The following is an 11,667-nucleotide window of genomic DNA, read 5'->3' on the forward strand; positions in this document are numbered from 1 at the left end:
CCATACTATTTCTGTTAATGTTGTAATAACCTGCATTTCAGACAATTTATAAGAAATCTCTTTACATATTGTCTTCAATAGTTTTTATCCACCACATGCCATCTTTCAATTGTGATGTGCAAGAAGATAGCCCTTATTGTTTTAATATCAACAGATTTGACATGAGAAAATCTTACGATATTCAAAGCTCTTATTCAAACTGAAAAGGTAAATTATCTATATGAATCAATATATTGATCTTAGAGTCATTTTATTATGAATTTATTGAAAATATGGATGACTATTTTATCCATGGAGATACCCTCATTACCTTTTTAAAGATAAGAAAACATTTTTTTGCTATCTATTTAAGTCTTACAAAACGAACAATATCGGCACCATATCGTTAAGATGGTGCATAAATCTCTAGTCTTGAGTTAAAGCATTATTTTCTTATTCTAAAATATCACTAGAATAAAAATAGCTCTCCTCCCTCCTCGTATGCTTTATCATAAGCCACATATCGCTCTCAAGCATATAGATTTTTAATTTTTTATCCAAAATTTTGAGAACTGCTTATAGCATTCTAAGAAAGCCAAGCTTAAAATAAAAAAATTATATCATTGAGCTATTTTCTTGATGATTATGAAATAACCTTTAAGGAAAGCAATTTCTATCACTCTTCAAGAAGATTTTTGATATAATATTAAAATGTTTTTTCCGCAAACAGTTCTTTGTAAACACTTTCAATCTCACTTGCCTCTTTTTCCAAAGGAAAATGCGTACGAACATGGCTCAAAGCTTTCTTTCCAGCTTCCAATGTTTTTTCTACATCAGCAAAATAAGGTTCAATTGCTGCCGTTAAAGCCGAACCATCTCCTGCTTTTACAACCGTTCCTGTTGCTTCTACAACCAATTCTTTATAAGCTCCTGCATCACTCGTTACAACCGCAACCTGTGATGCCATTGCCTCCAATGGTGTTAAACCGAAACCTTCTGTACGAGAAGGTGCAACATAAAGCGACAGGCGACGATACCACAAAGGGATGTTCAGTATCTCACCAAGGAAAATAATACGATCATCCAAACCAGCTTTAGCAATCTTTTGGCGTAATTCTTTTTCAAAATGATAATGTTGCTCTGTCGTACGACCAGCGATAAGCGCTGTCCACTCAGGATAGTGGGGCAATAATGCTATCATAGAATCAACAAATAAGTCTGTTCCCTTTGAGCTGCGCAAACGCCCAAAACATCCTACCGCATATTTTCCTGGAAATCCTGTCGAAGCAAAGCAATCATCAAGATTCTGTGGTGGCGTAAAACGCCTCACATCCACCCCATGCATAATAACCTTATGTGGCACTTCTAGATAAGCGCCCGTATGTGTACTGGTAGCAATAACCCTATCCATACGGCGAATCAACCATTTTGTAAAAGGCTTATGATGACGTTGTGAAGCCGATGTAAAAATAAGTTTCAGCTTCATTTTCAAGATATCGCGCAAAAAGATCCCACAAAGCATCTCAATATTACGCCTTGCGTGCCAAATACGAAACGACTTCCCTTTCGGACTTTTCCAAAGTCCGAAAAGGTCCCTAAAGGCAAGAGCCGGCAATTCTTTCGGTAACCCAAACCCCAGAGTGGATATACGCACCCCCTGCTCGCGCTGCAGTGGAATAAGCTGAATAATCGTAGATGTTACTCCCGATAAACGCCTTTTAAAGTGAGGCGCAATAATCTCAGTTTCTTCCAAAGACACACGCATAACACTTTAGATATTTAGATGTACTGAACCTTAATGATTTCGTAATTATGCGCACCACCAGGCGCATTCACTTCAATCACATCACCCTCTTGCTTGCCAATGAGTGCACGTGCAATCGGTGAAGAAATAGAGATTTTACCAATTTTTACATCAGCTTCTTGATCCCCTACAATCTGATACACCTTTTTTTCTTCAGTATCCTCATCCAAGAGTTTAATGGTCGCTCCAAATTTGATTTTGTCACCTGAAAGACGAGAGACATCTATAACTTCTGCCCGCGCGATATAATCTTCAAGCTCATTTATACGCCCCTCATTATGACTTTGTGCTTCTTTAGCAGCATGATACTCAGCGTTTTCTGACAAATCACCATGTGCACGCGCTTCAGAAATTGCTTCAATAATGCGTGGACGTTCCTGTTGTTGACGCCAACGCAACTCTTCTTTAAGACTTTCAAAGCCAGCTGTAGTCATCGGAACTTTTTCCATAATCCGTCCCTTTCTATTACACGGAAGGTTTAATAAAAATACAAAAAACGGCTTCCAAAATTACTTTTGGAATCCGAAAACTACGATCTTTTCCATTATATAGTACAGTATCTCTGTTTTCCATATAAAAATAAATAAAGGGAACAAAACATGCATTAATAGTGTTTAAAACATCTCATTTTGGTGTTTAAAACGTTAAACTTCATTCTCCTCCTTAAAATCTCATAAAGAAGAAAGAATTGTAATTTTTTTTATTTTATCATAGTCTAGCAAAAGAAATCGTATGGGATACGAAGAGAGAAGGATCATTGCTAAAGAATTTTTTTGCAGAAAAATGAAAATTTTCGTCATTTTTTTTATGTTGGGCCCTTTCTTTTTAGCCACAACAATGTCTAAGGCAGCAGATGCCTTTGTGACAACAAATCTTAATTTTAGAACAGGCCCCAGCACTCAATATGCAATTTGTGGCTTAATCTCTGCTGGAGAGCTGGTTTTTGTTAAAAATTGTGAAGGAAATTGGTGCCATATCCGATATAACACTCAAATAGGTTGGGTGTCATCTCGTTATCTTTCATTTAAAGATGGAAATGATCTTTATCACATATACACAATGTCTTTAGTTCCAAAACCATAGTCTTTAGTTCCAAAACAGACCCCATATGATTATTCTTCATAACAGCCATGATAACTTATTATTGCCCTCTTGAAGATCATCATGGCAAGAATGCAATAGTGTTCACGAACAACCACAAATATGCCCCCTCCAAAGAAACATTTCGAAGAATTAGTCACATAGAAAAAACTTGATCAATATCCTCATGAAAGTACCAGTAAACCAAAATAAACCTGTTTAATAACGTTTTGCTGTTATCGTAATGAAATTGTAAAAATTAGTATTTCCTTTAAAATCACCAGCACTTTTCTATCAAAGGATACAACAATGAAAAATGGTGTTACTGCAACCGTAGAAGCTCTTTCTGCTCTCATTGCTTCAGGTAATCCTCTTTTTAAAAATGGTGCATTATGGACACCTCACCGCCCTATTCCTCCTGAAAAATCTGAAGGTGGTATTCCGTTTCAACTCGAAACATCCTTTAAACCGGCGGGAGATCAGCCTCAAGCCATTAAAACTCTGGTTGAGGGAATTGAAAAGGATGAACGTACACAAGTGCTTTTGGGGGTTACTGGCTCAGGCAAAACCTATACAATGGCGAAAGTCATTGAAAAAACACAACGTCCAGCTCTCATTTTAGCCCCCAATAAAACTTTAGCCGCCCAGCTTTATGGGGAATTTAAAAACTTTTTTCCTCACAATGCTGTCGAATATTTTGTTTCTTATTATGACTATTATCAACCAGAAGCCTATGTTGCACGCTCTGACACTTATATTGAAAAAGAATCCTCTACTAATGAACAAATCGACCGTATGCGCCATGCTGCAACACGTGCTGTCTTAGAGCGTGATGACGTCATTATTGTTGCATCTGTCTCCTGTATCTACGGGATTGGCTCGGTAGAAACCTATACGGCCATGACTTTACAAATACAAAAAGGGGACAAACTCAATCAACGAAAATTCTTGGCTGATTTAGTTTCTCAACAGTATTATCGACAAGATATCAATTTCACTCGTGGTTCTTTTCGTGTGCGAGGAGATACCATTGAAGTTTTTCCAGTCCACCTTGAAGATCGTGCTTGGCGTATCTCGCTCTTTGGCGATGAAGTAGAAACAATTACGGAATTTGATCCTCTAACGGGACAAAAAACAGAGGATCTTCAATCTATTAAAATTTATGCCAATTCACACTACGTAATACCGCGTCCAACCTTAAATCAAGCAATGAAAGCCATCAAAATGGAACTGGTTCAACGTCTTGATGAATTGAATGCTGCTGGACGGCTTTTAGAAGCACAACGCTTAGAACAGCGTACAATTTTTGATTTAGAAATGTTAGAAACAACGGGTTCATGTCCGGGAATTGAAAATTATTCACGTTATTTAACAGGACGAAATCCTGGTGAACCACCACCAACCTTATTCGAATATATTCCACTCAATGCTCTTGTTTTTATCGATGAAAGCCATGTAACGATTCCCCAAATTGGTGGCATGTATCGCGGTGACTTTCGCAGAAAAGCCACTCTAGCAGAATATGGTTTTCGCCTCCCTTCCTGTATGGACAACCGTCCTTTGCGCTTTGAAGAATGGGACGCTATGCGCCCACAAACAATTGCTGTCTCCGCAACACCAGGACACTGGGAAATAGAACAATCCCATGGTATTTTTGCTGAACAAATTATTCGCCCAACAGGGCTTGTTGATCCAGAAACAGAAGTTCGTCCAGCACGCACTCAAGTTGATGATGTTGTCAATGAAATTCGTAAAACTATTCAAAAAGGCTACCGTACATTGGTCACTGTCCTCACCAAGCGTATGGCCGAAGATTTAACGGAATATCTCCACGAACAAGGTATTCGCGTACGCTATATGCATTCTGATATTGATACATTAGAGCGGATTGAAATTCTTCGTGATCTGCGACTTGGCACCTTTGATGTCCTCATTGGGATCAACCTCCTTCGAGAAGGTTTGGATATTCCAGAATGCGGTTTTGTTGCCATACTAGATGCCGATAAAGAGGGTTTTTTGCGCTCAGAAACCTCACTCGTACAAACCATCGGTCGCGCCGCACGCAATGTAGATGGTCGTGTTATTCTTTATGCGGATACAATTACGGGCTCTATAGAACGTGCCTTACAAGAAACACAAAGACGTCGACAAAAACAGATAACCTACAATAAAGAGCATCATATCACACCAACCAGTATCAAAAAAAATATCAACGATATTCTCAATGCAGGAAGTGAAAACCATCAAACTCTTACAAATATTTCTAATTTTATCACGCAAAATAATGTGGATCGTAAAAATTTAGCAAGCCATATTCAATCTCTGGAAAAATCAATGCGTAAAGCAGCAGCGGATCTTAATTTTGAAGAAGCAGCGCGACTTCGTGATGAAATAAAACGACTCCAGAAAATAGAACTCGCAATCGCGGATGACCCCTTAAAATAGCCATAGCAAACAGCCTACTCATGAGCACATTAACTCTTAAATGACATAAATCTTGATCACGAAGGTTTATCCATAGATACCAACGTTTTTAAAAATCAAAAAAAGAAAAATTTTGCAAAAAAATAATCTAAAAATCTTAAAGCCTCTCAAATAAACCTTGAATTTCTGAAATTCCACACGAAATACGCACAAACAAAACATGCTCTATACTTCAATAGAAATGTCTCATGTAATGAAAAAAGGATACTTTAAAAAACTTCAAATATGAGTCTTTTTAGACAATTTTTTCTTATTTAAATATATGATACTGAAAAGCTATAAGATTTTCTAACAATACTTCTAAATTCTCAATCAATAATAATAAATTAAAGAGAATATTTTTTATGACCACAAAAATTGATTTATAAATGTAATTTATCGTTTTTCATATTGTATAAGAAGCAAAAGCGCCGTGAGATTTTCTTATTTCAAACCTGTTCATGATAAAACAAAACGTTCGTCTTACACCTGATAAAAATGACCCGCTTAAATAAAACTCATTAAAAAAAACTCTCATCTCTTCTAAACTATCTCAATGCCAAGACCGATCGCAAAATGAAGAGTTCATAAATATAATGATGTCATCACTCTTGTATTTTTATAAGTGTAAAGATGATGCTGCATACACGAGAAAATATGCTGAAATGAGATTGAAAACAACAAAAAGCTTTAGAAAACATAGAAACAGCACCACGATGAAATAGGTACGAAAATTTAATTGTAAAAATCTTTATCATAACCATTTGCTTCTTTTCTGCAAAAAATTGCAAATCTCTTGAAGAAAAGCGCATTGCTCACTCATTTTTCTTCCAAATCTACTGAAAAAACTTAACTTATCGAAAAGTGAATCATGATCTATGCGCTCAAAAAATACAACATATCTCCTTGTTATAAAAGTATATGTCTATGATAAAATTAATAATATTTTTTATTCATATTTTTATTTTTTAAAGTTATGTGGAATCCATTGATGCAAGAACTACTATTGAATAAAAAGCTTTGTTACTCTTGTAAAAAATGAGATTTTATAAAATAATTTTTGTCAATTAACATCAATAGATGTCTTTATTTTATGAAAGGTGATCTTTATTTCCTGTTTATTTTATCATTTTTTGTCAACCAAATAGCTCTTTATTCGTTTTTTCAAAATAAAATCAAAAGTCGTTCAGATTATATTCAGTTTGTCACATGTATGATGTGAGAAAAATATGAATTTAAGTTAAGGAGTGTCGCTATGAGAAGATCGAGTAAATTAGCGGTGTTATCAGTGGTATCAGTCGCAACCATTTTGATGCCACTCAGTACAGTGCTTGCGGATATGAAATGGATGCATAGTGAAAATCATATTGAGAAGCAAATAAATGATATGAGAAAAAGTATGGATGAGCAAATGGGGGATATGAGAAACGGAATGAATTCCTATTTTCCTTCTTATCATTCTAACAGCCGTTCTAATTTTGAAAGATATCACTCTTCTCATACTTATCCCTACCATCATGTTGACCATAAAAGGCGAGAATATGATCGTCATTATGTTGAACACAAAACATATCGTTACATTGAACGCGAAAAGACAACACATCATCATATATATGAGCATCATGTGACGCGCGATAACTCAGGGGATGCTTTAGCAGCAGGTATTCTTGGTCTCGCGGCAGGAGCAATTCTTGGCAATGTTTTAAAAAAACCAGAACCGCCACAAATTATCTATCAACCTGTACCACAAGGACAAGTCGTATATCAAGAAGTTCCGCAAGTGCTGTATCAACAAGTTCCACAAACCGAAATCATTTATGAATCTCAGTCAACAGCTACCTATCAGCCGTTCCAGCGACCATGGACTCGTAGCTGGCTTCAATATTGCAAGAAAAAGTACCGTTCATTTAATCCCCAAACAGGTACTTTTCGAGGCTATGATGGACAAGACCACTTTTGTTATGCCCCATTGAACTAACATCTTTGCTTTGGCTTAGAAAAATTTAAGTGGCCCCTCAAAACGCTTTAAAGCGTTTTGGGGGGGTATGTACTGAGATCTTGAAGAAAAGGATTCCACTGACGCTCGTAGCCTATATGACTTCCAGGACCATGCCCACAGATAAAACGAACATCATCCCCTAAAGGCAAAACTTTTTCTCGAAGTGATGTTATCAATTTTTCATGAGAACAAAAAGGAAAATCTGTACGTCCGATAGAACCACGAAAGAGAACATCACCCAGTAAAGCGAAACGTTCTTTTTCATTAAAATAAATAACATGACCAGGAGAATGCCCTGGTGTATGAAAAACCCTGAACACATGTTCAGCAAAACGGACACTATCGCCATCTTCTAACCATTGATCAGGAATACACACAGAGGCATCCGTGATACCATAGCTTCTTGCACTCTCAACCACAGCATCCATCACAGGCTTATCATCGCAGTGTGAACCGATAATTTTAACATTAAGGGCTTCTTTAGCTTGCATTGCAGCTCCCACATGATCAAAATGACCATGTGTTATCCAAATCGCTTCAACGGTAATACCCTCCTTTTTAATGACTTCTTGAATTAGAAGCCAATCTCCACCAGGATCCACTAAAACCCCTACTTTTTGTTCTTTATCAAAAAGCAGAGTGCAATTTTGCTGAAAAGGCGTAACCGGAATAATATGTGCACTAAAATGACTCATGAAATCCTTTATTTAAAGTAAATCTTTTTGAAGCTTACCTTCTTCAAGCTTACAAGGAACATTCCCTTTTTTCTATAGGATAGCCTGCTCGACAGCTTTGTGCAACTTATGTAAAGTTAAATTTTTTGAAGAAATAATTTAAAGGTTTTGAAGAATGACCAATCACGTTCAAGTTTTGTGTGACGATGCCCCTCACCTTCTTGTGATTGATGATGATACACGTATTCGCAATCTTTTATTTCAGTTTCTCATTAACAATGGATTTCGTGTTTCAGTTTCAGCCAATGCTAATGAAGCAAGACGACTGTTGGCACGTTTAGACTTTGATCTTCTTATCATTGATGTCATGATGCCTGGCGAAAACGGTATCAACCTTACCCATTCACTCCGCCAAACAAAAGAGGTTCCTATCCTCATGCTAACAGCTTTATCAGAAACAGACAGTCGTATCCGTGGATTAGAAGCAGGCGCAGATGATTATCTGGCTAAGCCATTTGATCCTCGTGAACTTCTCCTTCGCATCAACGCCATTTTACGACGTGGTTTTCCCCTTAGCCAACCCAAAATTGAGCAAATCGTTTTTGGACCTTATATATTTTCGATTTCACGGCGCGAACTCAAAAGGGGAGGAGAAATTATTAAGTTAACCGATAAAGAACAAAAAATGATGGTCATTTTTGCCGAAAATGCAGGGAGCATCATTCCGCGCCATCAATTTGCAATGGATGACAACACGATCGGTGAACGTGCTATTGATGTACAAATCAACCGCCTTCGTCGTAAAATCGAAAAAAATCCAGCACTGCCCATATGGCTCCAAACCGTGCGAGGAATAGGGTATAAACTCTCAATTGAATAGGCACACGCAAAAATGATCAAACCTTTAAGATTTTTTTTTCGATGGTTAACGAAAAAGATGCCTAAACGGCTTTATGCTCGCTCTTTGATCATTATTATCGCTCCCATGGTACTTCTGCAAACGGTCATTGCTTACGTCTTTATGGAACGTCATTGGCAAATGGTAACTGAGCGTCTTTCAACAGCTGTCGTACATGATATTTCAGCCATTATTGATATTATTGAAACATATCCACAACAAGATAATTATGAAGATATCAAGCGTATTGCACAACAACGTATGGGATTAAATATTTCTATTCTCTCTCCTGCCCCCTTACCCCTTCCAGGACCTAAGCCATTTTTTGCAATTCTTGATTATTTTCTCAGTGAAGAAATCACCCGCCAAATTAATCGCCCCTTCTGGATTGATACCGTAGGGGATTCTGATCTTGTTGAAATCCGTATCCATCTTGGTCACAACATCTTGCGCGTCTTTGCTCCACGCAGTCAAGCTTATGCTTCCAACACCGCTATTTTTTTAAGCTGGATGGTAGGAACAGCCCTTGTTTTATTGCTGATAGCAATTTATTTCTTGCGCAACCAAATCAACCCCATTCAACAATTGGCTGAAGCGGCTGAAAGTTTTGGACGTGGTCGTCCTTTACCAAAAGGATTTCAACCACAAGGAGCCGATGAAGTTCGTCGTGCTGGCATTGCTTTTTTACGCATGCGCGAACGTATTGAGCGGCAAATAGAACAACGCACTATGATGCTCTCAGGTGTAAGCCATGATTTAAGAACTATTCTTACACGTTTTAAACTTCAGCTAGCATTAGCAAATACTGATTTTGATATTAAACCGCTTGAGCAGGATGTCAGTGATATGCAAAATATGTTAGAAGATTATCTTGCTTTTGCCCGTGGTGAAGGAAGTGAAAGTGTCAAGACCTTTGATTTAAATGCTCTTATGCAAAAATTCTCCGCTGATGCCCATCTTCACAAACGTCAATTTTCTTATACCATTGAAGGCCCTACACAAATACAAGTACGCCCCCATGCTTTCACACGCTTGGTCAGCAATCTTGTCTCAAATGCATTTTGTTACGGCATGACCATTAAACTAACAGCCAACTCTCAACAGGAATCTTTTATATTGATCATCGACGATGATGGACCTGGAATTCATAAAGATATGCGTACAGAAGTTTTTAAACCATTCTTTAGACTTGATAAAGCTCGTAATCAAGATGCAAGTGGAACAGGACTTGGTCTTTCTATTGCCCAAGACATAGCACGCAGCCATGGTGGCAATATACAACTCGATGAGAGTCCTCTTGGGGGAGTACGCGCTATTCTTGATATCCCCCTATGAGCAATCTTTCAGCAAACCGTCTATAAAAAATAACAGGCTTGATATTTTAAGCATTCCCTACAGTTTCAAACAAAGTGTATTGCAATGCCTTGTAAGCGCTTTCCCCCGATAAAGCCACCATCTGAAAGGCAACATAATGGCTTTCACAGGCTTTAAGTGCGTGTATCAACAATGTTTCAACCTGTATATGAGATGGATGCACTCCGCCAGCCAAAAGAAGACCTTGCCGATAAATAACAGAATTATTTCTTTGCCAGTAATCAAAATGTCCCAACAACAACTTTTCATTAATCGCTAGCAATAAGCGTTGTATTTCAGCTGTTCGAGCATTTTCAATAGAAAGATCAAATGAACAAGCCAAATGAAGTGCTTCATGCTCTTCCATCCACGAAAAAGCAAGACGATAATTTGCCCGTTTTCCTTCCACACAAACGCTAATTTCATCTTGTGCATCCCGCTCAAACGACCAATCATATTCACAGGCAATCTGTTCGATAAAATCAACAGGATGCTCTTTTCTTTCTGTGGCGCAAAATGCAAGCCTCATCACAATCCTCAATCATCTTAAAACATTGTCAACAGAATATAAACGGCTTAAATTGTAACAATATTTTGTTACAATCAGAACCTTTACACCAAACAAATACACATTAAAAACATCGATACTACACACCCCCCCAGAACACAATCGCGCTCTTTAGGGCAACCTGATAATCATCAAACGAATCATCAAGTCTTTTCAGTGTATTGATACAATTTCATAGCGCCAGCCCCCCTGATTCAAAAAAATGTATTTTACCCCCAAAAAAAATTAAAAATAGACAAATGCTCCCCTCTAACAGACTCAAGATTAAGCATTTTTTAGTTTCACGCATCATATTGAAAAATTGGGGATATTTTTTTGAAGATTCTTTTTTTAGAAAAACTATTTTACTTTTTTTCGTGTCTGCTTTTTTTCTAAATCATCTTTTTCTAAATCATCAAGACGCCTTTTCAAATCAGCATTATCAGCATGGACTTTCAGCACCATCTCCTTAAAGGTCTCAAATTCTTCACGTGAAACAAGATCAAGTTTGTTGGCTATCTTTTCAGCCTGCACACGAAAAGCTGTTCCAGCTTCACGTCGTATACCTTGCACGACGTCAGCGGCATCTGTTGCTAATTTTGCTAATTCATCAAGAATACGGTTTGATCCATTACGCATAACATTTTTCCTTAAATTTTAATATTGAGGCACGCATTATAGCGTATTCTTATAACATTTAGATACTGTAATTTGTTCCTTTTACTCTATTTTTGTCTTATTGTACCGATTTTTCATGACGATTTTGTTTAAAATTTTTTATATTCCTTTTATCACCATAATTTTTTACCACGATAAACTCGTGGAAATTTATTCCCCTTTTTAACTTGCCTCCTTCCTGACTTGACCGTT

At 37.3% G+C, this 11,667-nt stretch carries 10 protein-coding genes; 5 read left to right on the top strand and 5 right to left on the bottom strand.

Translation table 11 applies throughout. The features are described from left to right. Positions 1-685: 685 nt before the first annotated feature. Both PVV57_RS01885 and greA read right to left on the bottom strand, forming a co-directional pair. The gene (locus PVV57_RS01885) at positions 686-1,744 is read right to left on the bottom strand and encodes a glycosyltransferase family 4 protein (protein WP_273717611.1); all 1,059 of its coding nucleotides are present in this window, start codon (positions 1,742-1,744) and stop codon (positions 686-688) included. A 14-nt stretch (positions 1,745-1,758) separates the two neighbouring features. After that, positions 1,759-2,232: a transcription elongation factor GreA gene (gene greA / locus PVV57_RS01890; RefSeq protein ID WP_005773808.1), complete on the bottom strand. Its 474-nt coding sequence runs from the start codon at positions 2,230-2,232 to the stop codon at positions 1,759-1,761. Positions 2,233-2,566: 334 nt separating this feature from the next. Here greA and PVV57_RS01895 point away from each other — a divergent pair, with 334 nt between their 5' ends. The 3 genes from PVV57_RS01895 to PVV57_RS01905 all read left to right on the top strand — a co-directional run bounded on the left by PVV57_RS01895 (position 2,567) and on the right by PVV57_RS01905 (position 7,304). Next, a complete protein-coding gene (locus PVV57_RS01895) occupies positions 2,567-2,866 on the top strand; it encodes an SH3 domain-containing protein (protein ID WP_273717612.1) in 300 nt (99 codons plus the stop codon). A gap of 306 nt (positions 2,867-3,172) precedes the next feature. Next, entirely contained in the window at positions 3,173-5,308 is a 2,136-nt protein-coding gene (gene uvrB / locus PVV57_RS01900) for an excinuclease ABC subunit UvrB (RefSeq protein WP_273783332.1), read from the top strand. Positions 5,309-6,581: 1,273 nt separating this feature from the next. Next, the gene (locus PVV57_RS01905) at positions 6,582-7,304 is read left to right on the top strand and encodes a BA14K family protein (RefSeq protein WP_273717614.1); all 723 of its coding nucleotides are present in this window, start codon (positions 6,582-6,584) and stop codon (positions 7,302-7,304) included. Positions 7,305-7,351: 47 nt separating this feature from the next. On the opposite strand, the gene PVV57_RS01910 is transcribed toward PVV57_RS01905, so the two are convergent. Next, positions 7,352-8,020, bottom strand: coding sequence for an MBL fold metallo-hydrolase (locus tag PVV57_RS01910; protein WP_273717615.1), 669 nt, complete (start codon positions 8,018-8,020; stop codon positions 7,352-7,354). Between the two features lie 154 nt (positions 8,021-8,174). Between PVV57_RS01910 and PVV57_RS01915 the strand changes: the two genes are divergently transcribed. Then, on the top strand, positions 8,175-8,879 hold the full coding sequence (locus tag PVV57_RS01915) for a response regulator (RefSeq protein WP_273717616.1): 705 nt from the start codon (positions 8,175-8,177) through the stop codon (positions 8,877-8,879). Between the two features lie 12 nt (positions 8,880-8,891). Beyond that, complete coding sequence (locus PVV57_RS01920) at positions 8,892-10,232, top strand: ATP-binding protein (protein ID WP_273717617.1); 1,341 nt, start codon at positions 8,892-8,894, stop codon at positions 10,230-10,232. Between the two features lie 46 nt (positions 10,233-10,278). Here the strand turns inward: PVV57_RS01920 and PVV57_RS01925 are convergent, their stop codons facing one another. Together PVV57_RS01925 and PVV57_RS01930 are read right to left on the bottom strand one after the other, a co-directional pair. After that, positions 10,279-10,779 carry a YbjN domain-containing protein gene (locus PVV57_RS01925; protein WP_273717618.1) on the bottom strand — a complete coding sequence of 167 codons (501 nt, stop codon included), beginning with the start codon at positions 10,777-10,779 and terminating at the stop codon, positions 10,279-10,281. 378 nt (positions 10,780-11,157) lie between these two features. Further along, positions 11,158-11,436, bottom strand: a complete 279-nt coding sequence (locus tag PVV57_RS01930) for an accessory factor UbiK family protein (protein WP_273717619.1) — start codon at positions 11,434-11,436, stop codon at positions 11,158-11,160. Positions 11,437-11,667 lie beyond the last annotated feature (231 nt).

It is taken from the genome of Bartonella sp. AU15XJBT (assembly GCF_028618615.1).
Taxonomy (GTDB): domain Bacteria; phylum Pseudomonadota; class Alphaproteobacteria; order Rhizobiales; family Rhizobiaceae; genus Bartonella.

Excerpts from the sequence above, each read along its gene's own strand:
- PVV57_RS01885 (WP_273717611.1), bottom strand. The coding sequence starts at position 1,744 with ATGCGTGTGTCTTTGGAAGAAACTGAGATTATTGCGCCTCACTTTAAA.
- greA (WP_005773808.1), bottom strand. The coding sequence starts at position 2,232 with ATGGAAAAAGTTCCGATGACTACAGCTGGCTTTGAAAGTCTTAAAGAA.
- PVV57_RS01895 (WP_273717612.1), top strand. The coding sequence starts at position 2,567 with ATGAAAATTTTCGTCATTTTTTTTATGTTGGGCCCTTTCTTTTTAGCC.
- uvrB (WP_273783332.1), top strand. The coding sequence starts at position 3,173 with ATGAAAAATGGTGTTACTGCAACCGTAGAAGCTCTTTCTGCTCTCATT.
- PVV57_RS01905 (WP_273717614.1), top strand. The coding sequence starts at position 6,582 with ATGAGAAGATCGAGTAAATTAGCGGTGTTATCAGTGGTATCAGTCGCA.
- PVV57_RS01910 (WP_273717615.1), bottom strand. The coding sequence starts at position 8,020 with ATGAGTCATTTTAGTGCACATATTATTCCGGTTACGCCTTTTCAGCAA.
- PVV57_RS01915 (WP_273717616.1), top strand. The coding sequence starts at position 8,175 with ATGACCAATCACGTTCAAGTTTTGTGTGACGATGCCCCTCACCTTCTT.
- PVV57_RS01920 (WP_273717617.1), top strand. The coding sequence starts at position 8,892 with ATGATCAAACCTTTAAGATTTTTTTTTCGATGGTTAACGAAAAAGATG.
- PVV57_RS01925 (WP_273717618.1), bottom strand. The coding sequence starts at position 10,779 with ATGAGGCTTGCATTTTGCGCCACAGAAAGAAAAGAGCATCCTGTTGAT.
- PVV57_RS01930 (WP_273717619.1), bottom strand. The coding sequence starts at position 11,436 with ATGCGTAATGGATCAAACCGTATTCTTGATGAATTAGCAAAATTAGCA.